General features: G+C 54.9%; 15 protein-coding genes, 3 tRNA genes, 3 rRNA genes and 1 riboswitch. Of the genes, 5 read left to right on the forward strand and 16 right to left on the reverse strand.

All coding sequences use genetic code 11. The features are described 5' to 3' along the window. Positions 1–71 precede the first annotated feature (71 nt). Together ppiC (DVA44_RS22875) and ppiC (DVA44_RS22880) are read left to right on the forward strand one after the other, a co-directional pair. Positions 72–353: a peptidylprolyl isomerase PpiC gene (gene ppiC, locus DVA44_RS22875; protein ID WP_103825311.1), complete on the forward strand. Its 282-nt coding sequence runs from the start codon at positions 72–74 to the stop codon at positions 351–353. A 49-nt stretch (positions 354–402) separates the two neighbouring features. Beyond that, positions 403–684, forward strand: a complete 282-nt coding sequence (ppiC, locus tag DVA44_RS22880; RefSeq protein WP_001140251.1) for a peptidylprolyl isomerase PpiC — start codon at positions 403–405, stop codon at positions 682–684. A 167-nt stretch (positions 685–851) separates the two neighbouring features. Here ppiC (DVA44_RS22880) and ilvC read toward each other — a convergent pair whose 3' ends face one another. Continuing rightward, positions 852–2,327, reverse strand: a complete 1,476-nt coding sequence (gene ilvC / locus DVA44_RS22885) for a ketol-acid reductoisomerase (protein WP_114316402.1) — start codon at positions 2,325–2,327, stop codon at positions 852–854. Positions 2,328–2,478: 151 nt separating this feature from the next. Here ilvC and ilvY point away from each other — a divergent pair, with 151 nt between their 5' ends. Then, on the forward strand, positions 2,479–3,369 hold the full coding sequence (gene ilvY, locus DVA44_RS22890; RefSeq protein ID WP_006179210.1) for an HTH-type transcriptional activator IlvY: 891 nt from the start codon (positions 2,479–2,481) through the stop codon (positions 3,367–3,369). Here ilvY and ilvA read toward each other — a convergent pair. From ilvA to ilvL, 6 genes are all read right to left on the reverse strand, one after another. Beyond that, entirely contained in the window at positions 3,366–4,910 is a 1,545-nt protein-coding gene (gene ilvA, locus DVA44_RS22895; RefSeq protein WP_114388468.1) for a threonine ammonia-lyase, biosynthetic, read from the reverse strand. The two genes, ilvY and ilvA, sit on opposite strands and share 4 nt — an antisense overlap. 2 nt (positions 4,911–4,912) lie before the next feature. After that, on the reverse strand, positions 4,913–6,763 hold the full coding sequence (gene ilvD, locus DVA44_RS22900; protein WP_114388283.1) for a dihydroxy-acid dehydratase: 1,851 nt from the start codon (positions 6,761–6,763) through the stop codon (positions 4,913–4,915). A 60-nt stretch (positions 6,764–6,823) separates the two neighbouring features. Further along, positions 6,824–7,753, reverse strand: coding sequence for a branched-chain-amino-acid transaminase (gene ilvE, locus DVA44_RS22905; RefSeq protein ID WP_103825309.1), 930 nt, complete (start codon positions 7,751–7,753; stop codon positions 6,824–6,826). 17 nt (positions 7,754–7,770) lie between these two features. Next, positions 7,771–8,040 carry an acetolactate synthase 2 small subunit gene (gene ilvM, locus DVA44_RS22910; protein ID WP_103177473.1) on the reverse strand — a complete coding sequence of 90 codons (270 nt, stop codon included), beginning with the start codon at positions 8,038–8,040 and terminating at the stop codon, positions 7,771–7,773. Continuing rightward, on the reverse strand, positions 8,037–9,683 hold the full coding sequence (gene ilvG / locus DVA44_RS22915; protein WP_114388284.1) for an acetolactate synthase 2 catalytic subunit: 1,647 nt from the start codon (positions 9,681–9,683) through the stop codon (positions 8,037–8,039). Before ilvG ends, ilvM begins: the two co-directional genes overlap by 4 nt. A 139-nt stretch (positions 9,684–9,822) precedes the next feature. Next, positions 9,823–9,921 (reverse strand): ilv operon leader peptide, encoded by a 99-nt coding sequence (gene ilvL / locus DVA44_RS22920; protein WP_001311244.1) that lies wholly within the window; start codon positions 9,919–9,921, stop codon positions 9,823–9,825. A 342-nt stretch (positions 9,922–10,263) separates the two neighbouring features. Between ilvL and DVA44_RS22925 the strand changes: the two genes are divergently transcribed. After that, positions 10,264–11,784, forward strand: a complete 1,521-nt coding sequence (locus tag DVA44_RS22925) for a YifB family Mg chelatase-like AAA ATPase (RefSeq protein ID WP_114388285.1) — start codon at positions 10,264–10,266, stop codon at positions 11,782–11,784. 25 nt (positions 11,785–11,809) lie between these two features. Here DVA44_RS22925 and DVA44_RS22930 read toward each other — a convergent pair whose 3' ends face one another. Beyond that, the gene (locus tag DVA44_RS22930; protein WP_039031246.1) at positions 11,810–12,148 is read right to left on the reverse strand and encodes a DUF413 domain-containing protein; all 339 of its coding nucleotides are present in this window, start codon (positions 12,146–12,148) and stop codon (positions 11,810–11,812) included. A 118-nt stretch (positions 12,149–12,266) separates the two neighbouring features. Here DVA44_RS22930 and hdfR point away from each other — a divergent pair, with 118 nt between their 5' ends. Further along, positions 12,267–13,088, forward strand: coding sequence for an HTH-type transcriptional regulator HdfR (hdfR, locus tag DVA44_RS22935; protein ID WP_114316399.1), 822 nt, complete (start codon positions 12,267–12,269; stop codon positions 13,086–13,088). 101 nt (positions 13,089–13,189) lie between these two features. On the opposite strand, the gene DVA44_RS22940 is transcribed toward hdfR, so the two are convergent. The 8 genes from DVA44_RS22940 to btuB form a co-directional block, all read right to left on the reverse strand. Continuing rightward, positions 13,190–13,265: transfer RNA gene (locus tag DVA44_RS22940), tRNA-Trp, on the reverse strand. A gap of 50 nt (positions 13,266–13,315) precedes the next feature. Next, positions 13,316–13,392: transfer RNA gene (locus DVA44_RS22945), tRNA-Asp, on the reverse strand. Between the two features lie 55 nt (positions 13,393–13,447). Then, a 5S ribosomal RNA gene (rrf, locus tag DVA44_RS22950) occupies positions 13,448–13,563 on the reverse strand. A 64-nt stretch (positions 13,564–13,627) separates the two neighbouring features. Beyond that, a 23S ribosomal RNA gene (locus DVA44_RS22955) occupies positions 13,628–16,529 on the reverse strand. A 180-nt stretch (positions 16,530–16,709) separates the two neighbouring features. Further along, positions 16,710–16,784: transfer RNA gene (locus DVA44_RS22960), tRNA-Glu, on the reverse strand. Between the two features lie 87 nt (positions 16,785–16,871). Next, positions 16,872–18,410 (reverse strand): 16S ribosomal RNA (locus DVA44_RS22965). Together the 16S, 23S and 5S rRNA genes with 3 tRNA genes alongside form the textbook arrangement of a ribosomal RNA operon. A gap of 381 nt (positions 18,411–18,791) precedes the next feature. Next, positions 18,792–19,643, reverse strand: a complete 852-nt coding sequence (gene murI / locus DVA44_RS22970; RefSeq protein WP_114388286.1) for a glutamate racemase — start codon at positions 19,641–19,643, stop codon at positions 18,792–18,794. Beyond that, entirely contained in the window at positions 19,588–21,441 is a 1,854-nt protein-coding gene (btuB, locus tag DVA44_RS22975) for a TonB-dependent vitamin B12 receptor BtuB (RefSeq protein ID WP_114388287.1), read from the reverse strand. Before btuB ends, murI begins: the two co-directional genes overlap by 56 nt. A 65-nt stretch (positions 21,442–21,506) precedes the next feature. Further along, positions 21,507–21,682, reverse strand: a riboswitch (cobalamin riboswitch). Positions 21,683–21,697 lie beyond the last annotated feature (15 nt).

The raw sequence follows: 21,697 nt of genomic DNA on the forward strand, positions 1-21,697 counted from the left end.
AGAAAGCCGGGCGCAGATTTACCGGCTAATGATAAAGTGAACAAAACGCGATTAACCCCGAGAGCAGAACCATGAAAAAGAGCGCAGCGGCCCTGCACATTCTGGTAAAAGAAGAGAAGCTGGCGCAGGAGATCCTTGCCAAACTGGAACGCGGCATCAGCTTCGATCATCTGGCGAAGCGCTACTCTAAATGTCCCTCCGGGCGCAACGGCGGCGATTTAGGGGAATTTAAGCAGGGTGTGATGGTGGGCCCTTTCGATGAGGCAGTTTTTAGCTGCCCGCTGCTGAAACCCTACGGCCCGGTCAAAACGAAGTATGGCTACCATATCATTAAGGTGCTGTATCGCCGCTAACGCGTGGTATATTGCGCCCCGATTTAACTCAACCCTTCAAGGCACGATCATGGCAAAAACAGCAGCAGCACTGCATATTCTTGTTAAAGAAGAGAAACTGGCTCTGGATCTTCTGGAGCAGATTAAAAACGGCGCCGACTTCGGCAAGCTGGCGAAGAAGCACTCTATTTGCCCGTCAGGCAAACGCGGCGGCGATCTGGGTGAATTCCGCCAGGGTCAGATGGTCCCGGCGTTCGATAAAGTGGTCTTCTCCTGCCCGGTGCTGGAGCCAACCGGCCCGCTGCACACCCAGTTCGGTTACCACATCATTAAAGTGCTGTACCGGAATTAAAAAAACCGGTCTCTTATTGCACCGGTTTTTTATCTCAAAGCATTCCCCTAAGGATTTCTGTTTGCAGGAAGGCGGCAAGTGAGTACAGCCCCAGGAGCATAGATAACTATGTGACTGGGGTGTACGAACGTAGCCAACGCACCTGCAAGCTGAAAGACGACGGGGAATTAGCCTGCTACTGCGATACGTTTCATATCGGTCATATAGCCACGCAGCTTCTGACCCACTTTCTCGATCTCGTGGCTGCGAATCGCTTCGTTCACGTCACGCAGCTGGGCATTATCTACCGCACCTTCGGCAATCGCTTTGCCCAGATCGCCTGGCTGCAGGGTGGTCATGAACTCTTTCAGCAGCGGTACGCAGGCATAAGAGAACAGGTAGTTACCGTATTCAGCGGTATCGGAGATAACCACGTTCATCTCATACAGACGCTTACGGGCGATGGTGTTCGCGATCAGCGGCAGCTCGTGCAGGGATTCATAGTACGCAGACTCTTCAATGATGCCGGAATCCACCATGGTTTCGAACGCCAGCTCAACGCCCGCTTTCACCATCGCAATCATCAGAACGCCTTTATCGAAGTACTCCTGCTCGCTAATTTTGCCTTCATACTGTGGCGCAGTTTCGAACGCGGTTTTACCGGTCTCTTCGCGCCAGGTCAGCAGGTTTTTGTCGTCGTTGGCCCAGTCGGCCATCATGCCGGAAGAGAACTCACCGGAGATGATGTCGTCCATATGTTTCTGGAACAGCGGCGCCATGATGGTTTTCAGCTGCTCGGACAGGGCGAAGGCACGCAGTTTCGCCGGGTTAGACAGGCGATCCATCATCAGGGTGATGCCGCCCTGCTTCAGCGCTTCGGTGATGGTTTCCCAGCCGAACTGAATCAGTTTTTCCGCGTATGCCGGGTCAGTACCCTCTTCCACCAGCTTGTCGAAGCAGAGCAGAGAACCGGCCTGCAGCATGCCGCACAGGATAGTCTGCTCACCCATCAGGTCAGATTTCACTTCCGCAACGAAGGAGGATTCCAGAACGCCCGCACGGTGGCCGCCGGTGGCTGCTGCCCATGCTTTCGCGATCGCCATCCCTTCGCCTTTCGGATCGTTTTCCGGGTGAACCGCGATCAGGGTCGGCACACCGAAACCACGCTTGTACTCTTCACGCACTTCGGTACCCGGGCATTTCGGCGCCACCATCACGACGGTGATGTCTTTACGGATCTGCTCGCCCACTTCAACGATGTTGAAGCCGTGGGAATAACCCAGCGCCGCGCCATCTTTCATCATAGGCTGTACGGAACGCACAACGTCAGAGTGCTGTTTGTCTGGCGTCAGGTTAACCACCAGATCCGCCTGTGGGATCAGCTCTTCGTAGGTACCGACTTTAAAACCATTTTCGGTCGCTTTGCGCCAGGAAGCACGCTTCTCAGCAATCGCTTCTTTACGCAGGGCGTAGGAGATATCCAGGCCGGAGTCGCGCATGTTCAGGCCCTGGTTCAGACCCTGTGCGCCACAGCCGACGATGACCACTTTCTTACCCTGAAGGTAGCTTGCGCCATCGGCAAATTCATCGCGCGCCATAAAGCGGCATTTGCCCAGCTGCGCCAACTGCTGGCGCAGGTTCAGTGTGTTGAAGTAGTTAGCCATGGTGATACCTCGTGATGTTGTGTGTCTTATTGTTCGGTTCGCTGTTCAGCGAGAATGTACCCACATTACAACAGGAAATTTATTGCGGAAATTGATATATTCACAAAGTCACGTTGCAATATTTGCAATGTAAAAAGGGGGGGTGGAATCGGTGGATTTACGCGATCTAAAAATGTTTCTACATCTGGCGGAAAGCCGCCATTTTGGCCGCAGCGCACGGGCGATGCATGTCAGCCCCTCCACGCTTTCCCGCCAGATCCAGCGTCTGGAGGAGGATCTCGGCCAGCCGCTGTTTGTGCGTGATAACCGCACGGTGACGCTCACCGAAGCGGGGGAAGAGTTACGCGTCTTTGCCCAACAGACGTTATTGCAGTATCAGCAGCTACGCCACACCATCGACCAGCAGGGGCCCTCTCTGTCCGGCGAGCTCCACATCTTCTGCTCGGTGACCGCCGCCTACAGCCATCTTCCCCCCATTCTTGACCGCTTCCGCGCGGAGCATCCCTCGGTCGAGATTAAACTCACCACCGGCGATGCCGCCGATGCGATGGAAAAAGTGGTGACGGGTGAAGCGGATCTGGCCATAGCCGGGAAGCCGGAAACCCTGCCGGGGGCAGTGGCCTTCTCGATGCTGGAAAATCTGGCGGTGGTGTTGATTGCCCCGGCGCTGCCCTGCCCGGTGCGCAACCAGGTATCGGTGGAGAAGCCCGACTGGTCAACGGTACCCTTTATCATGGCCGATCAGGGACCGGTGCGCCGTCGCATTGAGCTGTGGTTCCGTCGTCAGAAAATCAGCAACCCTTCCATCTATGCGACAGTGGGCGGCCATGAGGCGATGGTTTCAATGGTGGCGCTCGGCTGCGGCGTGGCGCTGCTGCCGGAAGTGGTGCTGGAGAACAGTCCGGAGCCGGTGCGTAACCGCGTGATGATTCTGGAACGCAGCGACGAGAAAACGCCGTTTGAGCTTGGCGTCTGCGCACAAAAAAAGCGGCTGCATGAGCCGCTTATTGATGCGTTCTGGAAAATATTGCCCAACCACTAACCCGCCAGGAAGAAACGGAACGCCGGGTTGTGGGTTTCGTCATGACACTCGTAGCCCAGTTCATTCAGCCGCGTTTCGAAATCCGGCTCGTGCTCGCCAAGTTCGAACGCCGCCAGCACGCGACCATAGTCGGTGCCGTGGCTGCGGTAGTGGAACAGGGAGATGTTCCAGTGCGTGCCCAGAGTATGCAGGAACTTGAGCAGCGCACCCGGCGACTCCGGAAACTCAAAGCTGAACAGACGTTCCTGTAGCGGCTTCGACGGACGCCCACCCACCATGTAGCGCACGTGCAGCTTCGCCATCTCGTCGTCGGAGAGATCCACCACGCTGTAGCCACCCTGGTGCAGCAGGTTGAGGATCTCCTTACGCTCTTCCACCCCGCGGCTCAGACGCACGCCGACAAAAATGCAGGCATCTTTGGCATCGGCAAAACGGTAGTTAAACTCCGTCACCGAACGGCCGCCCAGCAGCTGACAGAACTTAAGGAAGCTGCCCTTCTCTTCCGGAATGGGCACCGCCAGCAGTGCTTCACGCTGCTCCCCCAGCTCGCAACGCTCGGACACGTAGCGCAGGCCGTGGAAGTTCACGTTAGCCCCCGAAAGCACATGGGCCAGGCGTTCGCCGCGAATGTTGTGCTGGGCGATATATTTTTTCATCCCCGCCAGCGCCAGCGCGCCGGACGGTTCTGCCACCGCGCGCACATCCTCGAACAGATCTTTCATTGCCGCGCAGATGGCATCACTGTCGACGGTGATGATGTCGTCGAGATACTCCTGGCAGAGACGGAAGGTTTCATCCCCGATGCGTTTCACCGCCACACCCTCGGCAAACAACCCAACGCGCGGCAGGTCTACCGGGTGTCCGGCATCCAGTGCCGCCTTCAGGCAGGCAGAGTCTTCCGCTTCCACGGCAATCACCTTGATTTGCGGCATCAACTGTTTGATGAGTACCGCCACGCCCGCCGCCAGGCCACCGCCGCCGACCGGAACAAACACCCGGTCAAGATGGGCATCCTGCTGCAGCAGCTCCAGCGCCAGCGTCCCCTGACCAGCAATCACCATCGGGTGATCGAACGGCGGCACCCAGGTAAATCCCTGCTGCTGTGCCAGCTCGATCGCTTTGGCTTTCGCTTCGTCAAAATTGGCGCCGTGGAGCAGCACTTCGCCGCCAAATCCCCGCACCGCATCCACTTTGATATCCGCCGTGGCAACCGGCATTACAATCAGCGCTTTCAGCCCCAGCCGCGCAGACGAGAACGCCACCCCCTGGGCATGGTTGCCCGCAGACGCCGTGATCACACCACGCGCTTTTTGCTCATCGGTCAGCCCGGCCATCATCGCGTAAGCGCCGCGCAGCTTAAAGCTGTGTACCGGCTGACGGTCTTCACGTTTTACCAGAATGACGTTATCGAGGCGCGCCGAGAGCTTGTCCATTTTTTGCAGCGGCGTGACCTGCACCGCTTCATAGACCGGCGCACGTAGCACCGCCCTGAGATACTCCGCCCCCTCAGGGGCGGCGGATAAGGGTTGGGATTCGGCCATCATTAGCCCCCAAGTTTAGATTTATCGCGCACTGCGCCTTTATCTGCACTGGTCGCAAGGGTCGCGTATGCGCGCAGGGCGAAGGAGACTTCACGCTGGCGATCTTTCGGCGTCCAGGCTTTATCCCCACGCGCTTCCTGTGATTCGCGGCGGGCTGCAATTTCCTGGTCGCTCAGTTTCAGCTGGATACCGCGATTCGGAATGTCGATTTCGATCAGGTCGCCATCTTCGATGATCGCGATGTTGCCGCCGCTGGCCGCTTCCGGCGAAACGTGGCCGATAGAGAGACCAGAGGTGCCGCCGGAGAAGCGACCATCGGTGATCAGCGCACAGGCTTTACCGAGGCCCATGGACTTCAGGAAGGTGGTTGGATAGAGCATCTCCTGCATTCCCGGCCCGCCTTTCGGCCCTTCGTAGCGGATCACCACGACATCGCCTTCGACCACTTTGCCGCCGAGGATCGCTTCTACCGCCTCGTCCTGGCTCTCGTAGACTTTTGCCGGACCGGTAAATTTCAGGATGCTGTCATCCACGCCTGCGGTTTTAACGATACAGCCGTTTTCCGCAAAGTTGCCGTACAGCACCGCCAGGCCACCATCTTTGCTGTAGGCATGTTCCAGCGAGCGGATACAACCTTCAGCGCGATCGTCATCCAGAGTATCCCAGCGACAATCCTGCGAGAATGCCTGGGTGGTACGGATACCGGCCGGACCGGCGCGGAACATTTTTTTCACTGACTCATCTTTGGTCAGCATCACGTCATACTGATCCAGCGCCTGCGGCAGCGTCAGGCCCAGCACGTTTTTCACGTCGCGGTTCATCAACCCGGCGCGATCCAGCTCACCGAGGATCCCCAGCACGCCACCGGCACGGTGAACATCTTCCATGTGGTATTTTTGCGTGCTTGGCGCAACCTTACACAGCTGCGGCACTTTGCGGGAGAGCTTGTCGATATCACTCATGGTGAAATCGATCTCCGCTTCCTGCGCGGCGGCCAGCAGGTGCAGAACGGTGTTAGTGGAACCGCCCATAGCGATATCCAGCGTCATGGCGTTTTCAAATGCGGCTTTGCTGGCGATATTGCGCGGCAGCGCGCTGGCATCGTCCTGCTCGTAGTAGCGTTTGGTCAGCTCAACGATGCGTTTACCGGCATTGATAAACAGCTCCTTACGATCGGCGTGGGTCGCCAGCAGCGAGCCGTTACCCGGCTGAGATAAGCCCAGCGCTTCGGTCAGGCAGTTCATCGAGTTGGCGGTGAACATACCGGAGCATGAGCCGCAGGTCGGGCATGCTGAACGTTCAACCTGTTCGCTCTGCTCGTCGGAGACTTTCGGGTCCGCGCCCTGAATCATCGCGTCAACCAGGTCGAGCTTGATGATCTTATCGGAGAGCTTGGTTTTACCCGCTTCCATTGGGCCGCCGGAGACGAAGATCACCGGAATATTCAGGCGCAGGGAGGCCATCAGCATCCCCGGGGTGATTTTGTCGCAGTTGGAGATACAGACCATGGCATCGGCACAGTGGGCGTTCACCATGTACTCCACCGAGTCGGCAATCAGCTCGCGCGACGGCAGTGAATAAAGCATGCCCCCGTGCCCCATTGCGATCCCGTCATCCACGGCGATGGTGTTGAACTCTTTCGCCACGCCGCCGGAAGCTTCAATCTGCTCGGCAACCAGCTTCCCAAGATCGCGCAGGTGCACGTGGCCCGGCACAAACTGGGTAAAAGAGTTGACCACGGCGATAATCGGTTTCCCGAAGTCGGCGTCGGTCATTCCGGTGGCGCGCCACAGCGCGCGGGCGCCCGCCATATTGCGGCCGTGAGTGGTGGTGGCGGAACGGTACTTAGGCATGCGTTATTTACTCCCGTCTATCTGGTAAATGGGACGGTGCGTGCCGTCCCATATTTATGCTTATGGATTAACCTGATCCAACCAACCCCATTTATCTTCGGTTTCGCCGGTGAAGAGGCCGAAGAAGGCTTCCTGGATACGTTTAGTGACCGGGCCACGGCGGCCTTCGCCGACCTGGATGCCGTCAACGCTGCGTACCGGGGTGATCTCTGCTGCGGTACCGGACATGAACACTTCATCGGCCAGGTACAGCGATTCACGGGACAGCACCTGCTCGCGCACTTCAATACCCAGATCCTGCGCCAGTTTGATAATGGCGTCGCGGGTGATGCCCGGCAGAGCGGAAGAGGTGAATGGCGGAGTGAACAGAACGCCATCTTTCACTTCAAACAGGTTCTCACCCGCACCTTCAGAGATATAGCCGTTCACATCCAGGGCGATACCTTCCTGATAACCGTGGCGACGTGCTTCGCTGCCAACCAGCAGGGAGGAGAGATAGTTACCGCCCGCTTTGGCTGCGGTCGGAATGGTATTTGGCGCCACACGGTTCCAGGAGGAGACCATCGCATCGATCCCCTGCTCCAGCGCTTCTGCGCCCAGGTATGCTCCCCACGGGAACGCGGCGATGATCACATCGGTGGTGTAACCGGCTGGCGGGTTGACGCCCATACCTACATCACCCACGAAAACCAGCGGACGAATATAGGCGCTGGTCAGGTTGTTTTTACGCAGCACCGCGCGGCAAGCTTCCATCAGCTCGTCGACGCTCTGAGAAACAGGGAAGCGATAAATTTTGGCTGAATCACGCAGACGCTGCATGTGTTCACGATGACGGAACACCACCGGGCCTTTGTGTGAGTCGTAGCAACGGATACCTTCAAATACAGACGTACCGTAGTGAAGCGCGTGGGACATCACGTGGACTTTAGCGTCCTCCCAGCGAATCATCTCACCATTGGACCAAATGAAATCAGCTTTTTTCGTCGTCATTTTTCTTCCTTTTGCGCTCAGGCGCGGATTTGTTGTGTTTGTGATGAAGCGGCACGCTGCTGGATATCAACCCGGGCGACGTCGACAAGTTTGCTCAACTGGCTAAACAGTAATTCGACGGGGCGCTGACTGGCAACGGTCAATTCAATATTTATGTTCTGCGCGTCGGTGGCGGTTTCCATGTTCATCGAACAGATCTGGAACCCACGATGGCGCACCACGCGCAATACACGTTCTAACGTTTCCGGGTTGAAGCGAGCCTGAACGGCGACCTGATGTTGCATCATGATAATTTCTCCAGCATTTGTGAGTTACTGGCGCCGGGCGGCACCAACGGCCAGACATTCTCAAGCTCGTCGATTGAGACATGAAGCAGGTAAGGCCCCTTGCTTGACAACATTTCATCAAGTGCCGCTTCAACCTGGTCTTTACGGGTGATGTGCTGACCAGGGATGCCAAAGGCGCTGGCCAGAACGAGGAAATCGGGGTTATCGGTCAGGGTGGTTTCGCTGTAACGCTCCTGGAAAAAGAGCTGCTGCCACTGGCGAACCATGCCTAAACGTTGGTTATCCAGCAGTACGATCTTCACCGGCAGTTGCTTACGCTTGATGGTGCCCAGCTCCTGGACGTTCATCATGAAGGAGCCGTCACCGGAGATACAGATGACCGTATCGTCCGGGCGCGCCACCTGGGCACCCACCGCGGCAGGCAAGCCAAAGCCCATCGTGCCTAAGCCGCTTGAGGTGATGAAGTTTTCCGGACGCGTGTAGGTCATGTGCTGGGCTGACCACATCTGGTGCTGGCCCACGTCGGTAGTGACTACGCTGTCGGCTGGCTTACGATCCGACAGCTGTTTCAGCAGCAGCGGCGCATAGATAGCGTCACCCGGATGGTCATAGCGCCAGGCATGTTTGCGGCGCATCGCTGCCGCATGCTGACGCCAGGCGTCAATCGCTAAGGGCTGTTGTAACGCAGGCAGCAGCGCATTGAGATCGCCCTGCAAAGCCACATGCGCCTGACGGAGCTTATTCATCTCTGCCGGATCGATATCCATATGAATGACTTTTGCATTCGGCGCGAAGGTATTCAGCTTGCCGGTGACACGATCGTCAAAGCGCGCGCCCACAGCGATCAACAGGTCGCACTCCTGCACCGCGAGGTTGGCCGCTTTCGTGCCGTGCATCCCCAACATACCCAGATAGTACGGGTAGTCGGCATCCACCGCGCCCAGTCCTTTCAATGTGCAGGTCGCGGGCATTTGGGTAACCGCGATAAATTCACGCAGGGCTGGAACGGCCTGCGCCATCCCAACACCGCCGCCCACGTAGAGGATCGGCTTTTGCGCATGGGCCAGCATCTGACTCGCTTCATCTACTTCGGTATTCGGGAAATCATCAGCGTTCTCAACGGTAGAGAAGTGAGGCTCCAGTTCGCCCAGCACAACCTGAATATCTTTAGGAATATCAACCAGAACCGGACCAGGACGGCCTGAGTTTGCCACCTCAAATGCCTCCGCCATGACGCGAGGCAGCTCTTCGAGTGACTGGACGAGGAAGCTGTGTTTCGTACACGCCAGTGACAAACCGAGGACGTCCACTTCCTGGAAAGCATCGGTGCCGATGAAGGGAGAGGCAACCTGACCGGTGATGGCCACAACGGGAACGGAATCAAGCAGTGCGTCAGCCAGACCGGTGATCAGGTTGGTCGCGCCAGGGCCAGAAGTCGCCATACAGACGCCGGTTTTCCCTGTAGCACGCGCATAACCGATGGCCGCCATTGCTGCGCCCTGCTCGTGTCGGCACAACAGATGTTCCACGCCGCCGTCATACAGAGCATCGTAAATCGGCATAATTGCACCACCCGGGTAACCGAATACTGTCTCGACTCCCTGCGCCCGCAACGCATGTACTACCCATTGTGCGCCATTCATAGTTAGTTCCCCGTCGTAAATCGGGAGAAACAGAATATTATGCTATTACTCATCATCTGCTCCTCGCTTATGTTTTAAGGTCATAAAAAAACCCCCGGACCTTTCGGTGCGGGGGTCTTAGTTCGTTAAGGCTTGATTATTAAGCCTTTCCTCGTCCAAGTGCAGCCCCGCACGGTGGGATAATAATCACCACCACGCTAATCACGACCAGGCTAATCACTCGTAGAAGGGCTGTCATTTGCTGTTCTTTTTGCATCTTGTTCGAAGGAATACCTAAAGAGTTATCACAGATATCGAATTAAACACAACATTTTTTTATAATTCATTTGATTATTCTGCTAATAGTTCAGATAAAAATCATTGTTTTTTATGACAAAAATAGAAAATGAATTATTTTCATTTTTTCCTGGGCAATCGCTTTGAGAAGACAAGCTTATTACCCTTTTGCGAGCAGGATTCCATGATGATGAAAATATTGCAATTCAGGGAAAATAATCAGGAACAGGGCGCGTAAAAACGCGAACTGACAGTAAAAATCGCGTCGGACAGATGACATAGTGGCACGACAAGGAGGCGATTTATGTCATTGTCGGTTGTCTATACCCGCGCTGCATTAGGCGTTGAAGCACCGCTTATTTGCGTCGAAGTTCATCTCAGTAATGGCCTGCCTGGCCTGACGCTGGTCGGCCTGCCCGAAACCACCGTCAAGGAGGCCAGAGACCGGGTACGCAGCGCGATCATCAATAGTGGTTATACCTTCCCGGCCAAAAAGATCACTATCAATCTGGCCCCAGCCGATCTCCCCAAGGAAGGCGGACGATACGATTTACCTATCGCCATCGCGCTTCTCGTCGCCTCTGAGCAGCTCTCCTCCACCCGGATAAGCGCATATGAGTTTGTGGGTGAGCTGGCGCTTACAGGCGCATTAAGAGGGGTTCCTGGCGCGATATCTGGCGCTCTGGCGGCTATACGCGCCGGTAGAGAGATTATCGTCGCCAGAGATAATGCTGCTGAAGTCAGCCTTGTTGAAGAAAAAGGCTGCCTGGTTGCTGAACATCTGCAGGAGGTATGCGCTTTTCTTGAGGGACGTCATGAGCTGGCCGCGCCCGTTGGGGAGCCGTTTGTTGCCGAACATAACGAGTGTGACATCAGCGATATCATCGGTCAGGAACAGGGTAAGAGGGCGCTGGAGATCACCGCAGCCGGTGCGCATAACCTGTTGCTCATTGGCCCACCCGGCACCGGCAAAACCATGCTCGCGAGCCGGCTCAACACTCTGCTGCCGCCACTCAGCAATCATGAGGCGCTGGAAAGCGCGGCTATCGTAAGTCTGGTCAGCGCCACATCAATGTATAAACAATGGCGTCAGCGCCCTTTCCGGGCCCCGCATCATAGTGCCTCGCTGGTAGCCATGGTGGGTGGAGGCGCAATCCCTGCGCCGGGAGAGATCTCACTGGCACATAATGGCATCCTGTTCCTGGACGAATTGCCTGAGTTTGAGCGTCGCGTGCTGGACGCCTTACGCGAGCCCATCGAATCCGGGCAAATTAATATCTCCCGCACGCGCGCCAAGATCAGTTATCCGGCACGCTTCCAACTTATCGCCGCCATGAACCCCAGCCCAACGGGGCACTATCAAGGCAATCATAATCGCTGCTCGCCCGAGCAGACGCTGCGCTATCTGGGTCGCTTGTCCGGGCCATTCCTTGATCGCTTCGATCTATCGCTTGAGATCCCACTCCCGCCGCCAGGCTTGCTAAGCCAGGCGCATAAAACGGGGGAATCAAGCCTCACCGTGCGAAACCGAGTGATTGCCGCGCAGGAGAGGCAGCTTGCGAGGCAGAAGAAACGTAACGCGCATCTCGATAACGCAGAGATCCGCACCTTTTGTCGGCTAGCGGCAGACGACGCGCTGTGGCTGGAGGAGACACTTATCCATTTTGGTCTGTCAGTACGTGCGTGGCAGCGGTTGTTAAAAGTTGCCCGTACTATTGCCGATCTGGAGGAGTGTGAAAATATTGAACGCAGGCATCTACAGGAAGCGCTGAGCTATCGCGCTATTGACCGCCTGCTGTTACACCTGCAAAAGATGCTGGCATAAAAAAAGGGGCCGTAGCCCCTTTTTATTAATCGTCTGAATCGGTGTAGTCTTCCGCACCTTCCATCTGTGGTTTACCACCAGACAGAGTATGGAAACGCTTTGGACGCTTGATACGCGCCATATATTTGATCCATACGCGCTCCGCTTCCGTTACTGGCTCACGCTCGCCACGGCAGACGGCAACAAATGATTTTTCGTCTTCAGTGGAGGGTTCACGTTTTCCCAAATCCAGTTCATTGAAGGCATAACCATGGCGCTCAAGCAGTTGTGCCTCTTTGATGGTGAAATCACCATGGCGAGAAAATCCGCGTGGATAATTTTTGTTGTCGAAAAAACGATTAGTCGTCGTAAAGCTTTCCGCCATCCTACACGCTCCTATATCTTTGGCCGAGCTATTTATGGCGCGGAGTATTAGTTACGCTTGACAGAGCGTCAAACAAAACATTTAAATCATAACGACAAATAATTTTGCGGAGAATCCCGTGGATACGGAATTGCTAAAAACTTTTCTCGAAGTGAGCAGAACTCGCCACTTTGGGCGCGCCGCAGAAGCGCTTTATCTGACGCAGTCGGCAGTGAGCTTTCGTATTCGACAGCTTGAAAATCAGCTCGGTGTAAACCTTTTCACCCGCCATCGCAACAACATCCGCTTAACGCCAGCGGGAGAGAAACTTCTGCCATATGCCGAAACGCTAATGAACACCTGGCAGGCGGCACGTAAAGAGGTTGCCCATACCTCAAAGCATAATGAGTTCTCTATCGGTGCCAGCGCCTCGCTATGGGAGTGCATGCTTAGCCCGTGGCTGAGTCGGCTATATCGCTCTCACGGGCATCTGCAGTTTGAGGCGCGTATTGCGCAACGGCAGTCGCTGGTTAAGCAACTGCATGAAAGACAACTGGATCTTCTGATCACTACCGAAGCACCGAAAATGGATGAATTCAGCAGCCAGGTTCTCGGGCAGTTCAGTCTGGGACTCTATGCGGCCGAACCTTCCGCTCTGAAAAGCGACCTGAATTATCTGCGCCTTGAATGGGGCCCCGATTTCCAGCCCCATGAGGCGGGGTTGATTGCAGCGGACGATGTTCCAGTCCTGACAACCAGTTCTGCTGAAATAGCCTGCCAACAACTCGCAGCGCTTAAAGGTTGTACCTGGCTGCCACAACGCTGGGCCAGTAATAAACCAGGTCTGTATGCGGTCACCGATTCAGCCCTGCTCCAGAGGCCGCTGTACGCTATCTGGCTTCAGAACAGTGACAAACAGGGGCAGATCAAAGATCTACTTAAAATCAATGTGATGGAGTAAAACTGCCTATTGCAGGGACGCAATTAAAGGCTTAAAGAGCGGGAAAGTTGAAATATTACAGGCAAAAAAAAATCCTTCGCCTAAGCAAAGGATTCTTTATATGGCAGGGGCGGAGAGACTCGAACTCGCGACACCCGGTTTTGGAGACCGGTGCTCTACCAACTGAGCTACGCCCCTAAATTTCTTACTACTAAGCCTGCTACATTAGCAGGCTTAGTTTAAATAAGTGGCGGAACGGACGGGACTCGAACCCGCGACCCCCTGCGTGACAGGCAGGTATTCTAACCGACTGAACTACCGCTCCACCGAATACTTCTGTAACTACCGGTTTATTGCCCCGGTTTACTACGTAATTTGATGCCTGGCAGTTCCCTACTCTCGCATGGGGAGACCCCACACTACCATCGGCGCTACGGCGTTTCACTTCTGAGTTCGGCATGGGGTCAGGTGGGACCACCGCGCTACAGCCGCCAGGCAAATTCTGTAATCTGTATCAGCTGAAAATCTTCTCAAATCCACCGAAACAGCTTCGGCGTTGTAAGGTTAAGCCTCACGGTTCATTAGTACCGGTTAGCTCAACGCATCGCTGCGCTTACACACCCGGCCTATCAACGTCGTCGTCTTCAACGTTCCTTCAGGACTCTCAAGGAGTCAGGGAGAACTCATCTCGGGGCAAGTTTCGTGCTTAGATGCTTTCAGCACTTATCTCTTCCGCATTTAGCTACCGGGCAGTGCCATTGGCATGACAACCCGAACACCAGTGATGCGTCCACTCCGGTCCTCTCGTACTAGGAGCAGCCCCCCTCAATTCTCCAGCGCCCACGGCAGATAGGGACCGAACTGTCTCACGACGTTCTAAACCCAGCTCGCGTACCACTTTAAATGGCGAACAGCCATACCCTTGGGACCTACTTCAGCCCCAGGATGTGATGAGCCGACATCGAGGTGCCAAACACCGCCGTCGATATGAACTCTTGGGCGGTATCAGCCTGTTATCCCCGGAGTACCTTTTATCCGTTGAGCGATGGCCCTTCCATTCAGAACCACCGGATCACTATGACCTGCTTTCGCACCTGCTCGAGCCGTCACTCTCGCAGTCAAGCCAGCTTATGCCATTGCACTAACCTCCTGATGTCCGACCAGGATTAGCTGACCTTCGTGCTCCTCCGTTACTCTTTAGGAGGAGACCGCCCCAGTCAAACTACCCACCAGACACTGTCCGCAACCCGGATTACGGGTCCACGTTAGAACACCAGCCATTAAAGGGTGGTATTTCAAGGACGGCTCCATGCAGACTGGCGTCCACACTTCAAAGCCTCCCACCTATCCTACACATCAAGGACCAGTGTTCAGTGTCAAGCTATAGTAAAGGTTCACGGGGTCTTTCCGTCTTGCCGCGGGTACACTGCATCTTCACAGCGATTTCAATTTCACTGAGTCTCGGGTGGAGACAGCCTGGCCATCATTACGCCATTCGTGCAGGTCGGAACTTACCCGACAAGGAATTTCGCTACCTTAGGACCGTTATAGTTACGGCCGCCGTTTACCGGGGCTTCGATCAAGAGCTTCGCGTTGCCGCTAACCCCATCAATTAACCTTCCGGCACCGGGCAGGCGTCACACCGTATACGTCCACTTTCGTGTTTGCACAGTGCTGTGTTTTTAATAAACAGTTGCAGCCAGCTGGTATCTTCGACTGATTTCAGCTCCACCCGCAGGGGCTTCACCTACATATCAGCGTGCCTTCTCCCGAAGTTACGGCACCATTTTGCCTAGTTCCTTCACCCGAGTTCTCTCAAGCGCCTTGGTATTCTCTACCTGACCACCTGTGTCGGTTTGGGGTACGATTTGATGTTACCTGATGCTTAGAGGCTTTTCCTGGAAGCAGGGCATTTGTTGCTTCAGCACCGTAGTGCCTCGTCATCACACCTCAGCGTTAAAAGGTACCGGATTTACCTGGAACCTCCGCCTACATGCTTAAACCGGGACAACCGTCGCCCGGCCAACATAGCCTTCTCCGTCCCCCTTCGCAGTAACACCGAGTACAGGAATATTAACCTGTTTCCCATCGACTACGCCTTTCGGCCTCGCCTTAGGGGTCGACTCACCCTGCCCCGATTAACGTTGGACAGGAACCCTTGGTCTTCCGGCGAGCGGGCTTTTCACCCGCTTTATCGTTACTTATGTCAGCATTCGCACTTCTGATACCTCCAGCATGCCTCACGGCACACCTTCGCAGGCTTACAGAACGCTCCCCTACCCAACAACACATAGTGTCGCTGCCGCAGCTTCGGTGCATGGTTTAGCCCCGTTACATCTTCCGCGCAGGCCGACTCGACCAGTGAGCTATTACGCTTTCTTTAAATGATGGCTGCTTCTAAGCCAACATCCTGGCTGTCTGTGCCTTCCCACATCGTTTCCCACTTAACCATGACTTTGGGACCTTAGCTGGCGGTCTGGGTTGTTTCCCTCTTCACGACGGACGTTAGCACCCGCCGTGTGTCTCCCGTGATAACATTCTCCGGTATTCGCAGTTTGCATCGGGTTGGTAAGCCGGGATGGCCCCCTAGCCGAAACAGTGCTCTACCCCCGGAGATGAATTCACGAGGCGCTACCTAAATAGCTTTCGGGGAGAACCAGCTATCTCCCGGTTTGATTGGCCTTTCACCCCCAGCCACAGGTCATCCGCTAATTTTTCAACATTAGTCGGTTCGGTCCTCCAGTTAGTGTTACCCAACCTTCAACCTGCCCATGGCTAGATCACCGGGTTTCGGGTCTATACCCTGCAACTTAACGCCCAGTTAAGACTCGGTTTCCCTTCGGCTCCCCTATACGGTTAACCTTGCTACAGAATATAAGTCGCTGACCCATTATACAAAAGGTACGCAGTCACACCCGAAGGTGCTCCCACTGCTTGTACGTACACGGTTTCAGGTTCTTTTTCACTCCCCTCGCCGGGGTTCTTTTCGCCTTTCCCTCACGGTACTGGTTCACTATCGGTCAGTCAGGAGTATTTAGCCTTGGAGGATGGTCCCCCCATATTCAGACAGGATACCACGTGTCCCGCCCTACTCTTCGAGTTCACAGCAAGTGTGCTTTCGTGTACGGGAGTATCACCCTGTACCCTGCGACTTTCCAGACGCTTCCACTAACACACAAGCTGATTCAGACTCCGGGCTGCTCCCCGTTCGCTCGCCGCTACTGGGGGAATCTCGGTTGATTTCTTTTCCTCGGGGTACTTAGATGTTTCAGTTCCCCCGGTTCGCCTCGTTAGCCTATGTATTCAGCTAACGATAGTGTGTCGGAACACACTGGGTTTCCCCATTCGGACATCGCCGGGTCAAGGGTTCATATCACCTCGCCGGCGCTTTTCGCAGATTAGCACGTCCTTCATCGCCTCTGACTGCCAGGGCATCCACCGTGTACGCTTAGTCGCTTAACCTCACAACCCGAAGCTGTTTCACTTCGCGTTGTGAAAATTTGAGAGACCCGAACACACTTAACGTGTGTCGTTTCAATTTTCAGCTTGATCCAGATTTTTAAAGAGCAAATATCGCAAACATGACTCGCAAGTCAGTTTTGAGATACTGATTGGTTGTGCCTTTCACTCACACCCAGCAAGTGGCGTCCCCTAGGGGATTCGAACCCCTGTTGCCGCCGTGAAAGGGCGGAGTCCTAACCGCTAGACGAAGGGGACACGAGGTGTCACGACTTCGCAGCCGTCTTGCTTTTCACTTTCTATCAGACAATCTGTGTGAGCACTACAAAGGCAGGTTCTTTAAGGTAAGGAGGTGATCCAACCGCAGGTTCCCCTACGGTTACCTTGTTACGACTTCACCCCAGTCATGAATCACAAAGTGGTAAGCGCCCTCCCGAAGGTTAAGCTACCTACTTCTTTTGCAACCCACTCCCATGGTGTGACGGGCGGTGTGTACAAGGCCCGGGAACGTATTCACCGTAGCATTCTGATCTACGATTACTAGCGATTCCGACTTCATGGAGTCGAGTTGCAGACTCCAATCCGGACTACGACGCACTTTATGAGGTCCGCTTGCTCTCGCGAGGTCGCTTCTCTTTGTATGCGCCATTGTAGCACGTGTGTAGCCCTACTCGTAAGGGCCATGATGACTTGACGTCATCCCCACCTTCCTCCAGTTTATCACTGGCAGTCTCCTTTGAGTTCCCGGCCGGACCGCTGGCAACAAAGGATAAGGGTTGCGCTCGTTGCGGGACTTAACCCAACATTTCACAACACGAGCTGACGACAGCCATGCAGCACCTGTCTCAGAGTTCCCGAAGGCACCAAGCCATCTCTGGCAAGTTCTCTGGATGTCAAGAGTAGGTAAGGTTCTTCGCGTTGCATCGAATTAAACCACATGCTCCACCGCTTGTGCGGGCCCCCGTCAATTCATTTGAGTTTTAACCTTGCGGCCGTACTCCCCAGGCGGTCGACTTAACGCGTTAGCTCCGGAAGCCACGCCTCAAGGGCACAACCTCCAAGTCGACATCGTTTACGGCGTGGACTACCAGGGTATCTAATCCTGTTTGCTCCCCACGCTTTCGCACCTGAGCGTCAGTCTTTGTCCAGGGGCCGCCTTCGCCACCGGTATTCCTCCAGATCTCTACGCATTTCACCGCTACACCTGGAATTCTACCCCCCTCTACAAGACTCAAGCCTGCCAGTTTCAAATGCAGTTCCCAGGTTGAGCCCGGGGATTTCACATCTGACTTAACAGACCGCCTGCGTGCGCTTTACGCCCAGTAATTCCGATTAACGCTTGCACCCTCCGTATTACCGCGGCTGCTGGCACGGAGTTAGCCGGTGCTTCTTCTGCGAGTAACGTCAATCACTGCGGTTATTAGCCACAATGCCTTCCTCCTCGCTGAAAGTACTTTACAACCCGAAGGCCTTCTTCATACACGCGGCATGGCTGCATCAGGCTTGCGCCCATTGTGCAATATTCCCCACTGCTGCCTCCCGTAGGAGTCTGGACCGTGTCTCAGTTCCAGTGTGGCTGGTCATCCTCTCAGACCAGCTAGGGATCGTCGCCTAGGTGAGCCATTACCCCACCTACTAGCTAATCCCATCTGGGCACATCCGATGGCAAGAGGCCCGAAGGTCCCCCTCTTTGGTCTTGCGACATTATGCGGTATTAGCTACCGTTTCCAGTAGTTATCCCCCTCCATCAGGCAGTTTCCCAGACATTACTCACCCGTCCGCCACTCGTCACCCGAGAGCAAGCTCTCTGTGCTACCGTTCGACTTGCATGTGTTAGGCCTGCCGCCAGCGTTCAATCTGAGCCATGATCAAACTCTTCAATTTAAGTTTGATGCTCGTGAATTAAACTTCGTAATGAATTACGTGTTCACTCAGAGACTTGGTATTCATTTTTCGTCCGAGGACGTTAAGAATCCATGTCACTTTGAGTGCCCACACAGATTGTCTGATAAATTGTTAAAGAGCAGTGCAACGCGGCTTTCGCTCACCGTTGCGAGGTCCCGTATATTACGTTTTCCTCATTCAGAGTCAAGCGATTATTTCGCGCTTTTCTCTGCCGGGTATTCATCGCTGAATCCCGCTGACCCGGCGGCTTGCGTGCCGTTGTTCCGTGTCAGTGGAGGCGCATTATAGGGAGTTCTCCGGCGCTGACAAGAGCTAATTTAAAAAAACTTTTCAACTGCCTTTTTTTTGCACAAAAACGTGCTACACCGCTAGTTTTTCGAGCGTTTCGAAGCCATAACGATGTAAAACGGGTAAAAGTTGCTCAGTCTCAGCGGTCAATGCCATGCAATAAGCAATATTTGCGTCGGCAGATTTTGCATCTGGCGCTTCATGTTCAAGTAGCCACGCGGTGCGGCGGGCAATCGCTGCCCCTGAATCCACCAGCCGGGTACCTTCCGGAAGTACGGCCAACAACTCTTCCTGCAATAAAGGGAAATGCGTACAACCCAGTACCACCGTATCCGGCGGCTCTGTCATCCGCAGCCATGGACGCAGAACACGGCGCAGCTCTTCCAGCGAGACCGCTTTGCCGTGCAGTTTGGCTTCCGCCATTTCAACCAGCTCGGCAGAACCTAACATCGCAATCTGGCATTCATTGGCAAAGCGTTCGATCAGTTCGCGGGTATAAGGACGCTTAACCGTACCGCGCGTTGCCAGGAGCCCCACCACGCCATTTGCCGTCAGGCGCGCAGCAGGTTTAATTGCCGGGACCACGCCCACAACCGGGAACGGGAACTTTTCGCGTAGTGCCGGGAGGGAGACCGTACTGGCGGTATTGCAGGCAATTACTGCCAGTGCGAGGGGATACTGCTGTTGCACGGCGGTAACGATCTCAACGACGCGTTCAACAATAAACGCTTCGCTCTTTTCCCCGTAGGGGAAAGCCACGTTATCGAAGGCATAGATGTAATGAAGATCCGGCAGAAGTTGCCGAATCTCATCATAGACTGAAAGCCCACCGACACCGGAGTCAAACACCAGTACGGTGGGACGTGGGTCAGAAGGTGTAGCTGCCAGACAAGGTGTATTCCCGTCCTGCAGTTTCGTAGCCATAAACTGTCTCGTAGTCTTTATCGAACAGGTTGGCTATTTTACCACGAACTGTAAGGTGAGAGGTGACAGGATATGAAACAGCGAGATCCCACAAACTTACCCCACCCATTTTCACTCGCTCTGAGGTGAACGTATCAGGATCGTACGCTACATCATAACGGGTACCCAGGTAGCGGTAGGCCAGATTCCAGTCGAGATCCCACACCTGCGTATCCAGCTGATACTTCACCTGCTGCTTCGAACGTCGGGCAAGCACTTCGTTCGTTTTGGCATTGCGCGGATCGACGTAGTCATAAGAAATCTGATGGCCTACCGGGCCAGTATCAAACTGCGCCGTGGCTTCAATACCTTTGATACGGGCTTTATCAACGTTGTAGTAGCGGAACGTACGCGGGTCGCTGCTGATCAGGTTGTCGATATCGTTACGATAACCCGATACGCGCCAGGTCACCGGACCCGTCAGCCCCTCGAAACCGCCTTCCCACTGCTTGCTCTCTTCCGGTTTCAGATCCGGGTTGCCGTAGCTCGCACTGTGGATTTGGCTCATGGTCGGTGCTTTATAAGCCGTGCCGTAGGACGCGATGATGCGGTAACCGTCGATGAACTCCCATCCGGCGCTGGTCTGCCAGGTGTTATGGTTACCAAAGTTAGAGTTGTCATCATTACGCGCGGCGGCTTCCAGAGTGACGCTATCGAACTGCTGCATAGCAGACAGGAACACGCCAGTGTTGCGCTGCTCATAGCCTTTATCCAGATAACCCGTTCCCGCCTGGGTTTTTTGCTTCTGCCAGTCCAGACCGGCGCCGATATTGCCGTGGCCCACTGTGACGGTGTTCATCCACTGGGCGGTGTATTGCTTAACGTCATCCGTGGTGGCAGACGAAGCATAACGGCCTTTGCTCGGATCGTAGTTCTGGTCTTTACTGCGACCGTAACCGCCCACCAGCTGAGTCTGGTAGATCCCCTGGTGATAGCGCAGGCCGGTGTCCCAGTTCTGGCTGTAAAGCTGACGGGTATCAGGCAGGCCATCGACCATGAAGTTGTTGTCATAATGCTCATAGCCGTCATACGCGGTGCGGTTGTCGTAGCCGAGGCCACGCACGAAACCGCTCAGGCTGTCAGTGAATTGCTGCTCAACCGAGCCAAACAGCGACTTACTCATAAAACCGTCACGGTCGGGCTGGCGTGGCGCATCCGCCGCATCAATATCAAAGCCGCGGGTATAGGTATAGTTACCGCCCAGGGTAATTTTGGTTTTATCCAGCACCTGCTGGAAGGAGCCATCATAGGATTGATAGCCTTTCGAGCCGACGCTGGCGGTGATTTCCCCCCCTGGCGTGTCCCGACCCGTAATGATGTTAATCACGCCGCCAATCGCATCTGAACCATACAGGGCTGAACGCGGGCCACGAATGTATTCAACACGCTGAATGAGCGAAACGGGGATTTGGCTGAGATCCGGTGAGTTACTGATCCCGGCGTTATTCAGTGGAATGCCGTCAATCAGCACCAGCACATGGCGGGATTCCGTCCCGCGAATAAAGGTAGAAGAGGTAGCGCCCAGGCCGCCGCTTTGGGCGATATCCACACCCGGTAAGCGCGACATCACTTCAACGACGCTTTTTGCCTGCCAACGCTCGATATCTTCCCGGGTAACGACAGAACTCGGAGCCAGAACGGTATTTGCAGGTTGTGCAACACGGTTTGCCGTCACCACCAACGAGTCTGCGCCATCCTGCGCCCAGCCCGAAAATGCCGTGACGGAAAGCGCCGTCAACAGCGATACTTTTTTAATCATTGTAAAAGCATCCAGAATATAAGAAGGATGCCGCAGGCCCCATCGATAGCACGCGATGATGAAACCAAATGCGACGTGATCCCGGCAGGTCTTCGGGCTAGGTGGCGTTTAGTGGATGTAGACTTCCCATTTTCACAGTGTCTGTTAACTCATCCCGCCAGTCTTTACCGCTGCGCGTCAGCTCCAGATTTGCACTGGATTCCCTTTTCACTCATAAGAGACCGGAAACATAATGCTACATTTAGACACGTATAGA

The sequence above is a fragment of the Leclercia sp. W17 genome, assembly GCF_003336325.1.
Taxonomy (GTDB): Bacteria; Pseudomonadota; Gammaproteobacteria; order Enterobacterales; family Enterobacteriaceae; genus Enterobacter.

Excerpts from the sequence above, each read along its gene's own strand:
- ppiC (WP_103825311.1), top strand. The coding sequence starts at position 72 with ATGAAAAAGAGCGCAGCGGCCCTGCACATTCTGGTAAAAGAAGAGAAG.
- ppiC (WP_001140251.1), top strand. The coding sequence starts at position 403 with ATGGCAAAAACAGCAGCAGCACTGCATATTCTTGTTAAAGAAGAGAAA.
- ilvC (WP_114316402.1), bottom strand. The coding sequence starts at position 2,327 with ATGGCTAACTACTTCAACACACTGAACCTGCGCCAGCAGTTGGCGCAG.
- ilvA (WP_114388468.1), bottom strand. The coding sequence starts at position 4,910 with ATGGCCGAATCCCAACCCTTATCCGCCGCCCCTGAGGGGGCGGAGTAT.
- ilvD (WP_114388283.1), bottom strand. The coding sequence starts at position 6,763 with ATGCCTAAGTACCGTTCCGCCACCACCACTCACGGCCGCAATATGGCG.
- ilvE (WP_103825309.1), bottom strand. The coding sequence starts at position 7,753 with ATGACGACGAAAAAAGCTGATTTCATTTGGTCCAATGGTGAGATGATT.
- ilvM (WP_103177473.1), bottom strand. The coding sequence starts at position 8,040 with ATGATGCAACATCAGGTCGCCGTTCAGGCTCGCTTCAACCCGGAAACG.
- ilvG (WP_114388284.1), bottom strand. The coding sequence starts at position 9,683 with ATGAATGGCGCACAATGGGTAGTACATGCGTTGCGGGCGCAGGGAGTC.
- ilvL (WP_001311244.1), bottom strand. The coding sequence starts at position 9,921 with ATGACAGCCCTTCTACGAGTGATTAGCCTGGTCGTGATTAGCGTGGTG.
- DVA44_RS22925 (WP_114388285.1), top strand. The coding sequence starts at position 10,264 with ATGTCATTGTCGGTTGTCTATACCCGCGCTGCATTAGGCGTTGAAGCA.
- DVA44_RS22930 (WP_039031246.1), bottom strand. The coding sequence starts at position 12,148 with ATGGCGGAAAGCTTTACGACGACTAATCGTTTTTTCGACAACAAAAAT.
- murI (WP_114388286.1), bottom strand. The coding sequence starts at position 19,643 with ATGGCTACGAAACTGCAGGACGGGAATACACCTTGTCTGGCAGCTACA.
- btuB (WP_114388287.1), bottom strand. The coding sequence starts at position 21,441 with ATGATTAAAAAAGTATCGCTGTTGACGGCGCTTTCCGTCACGGCATTT.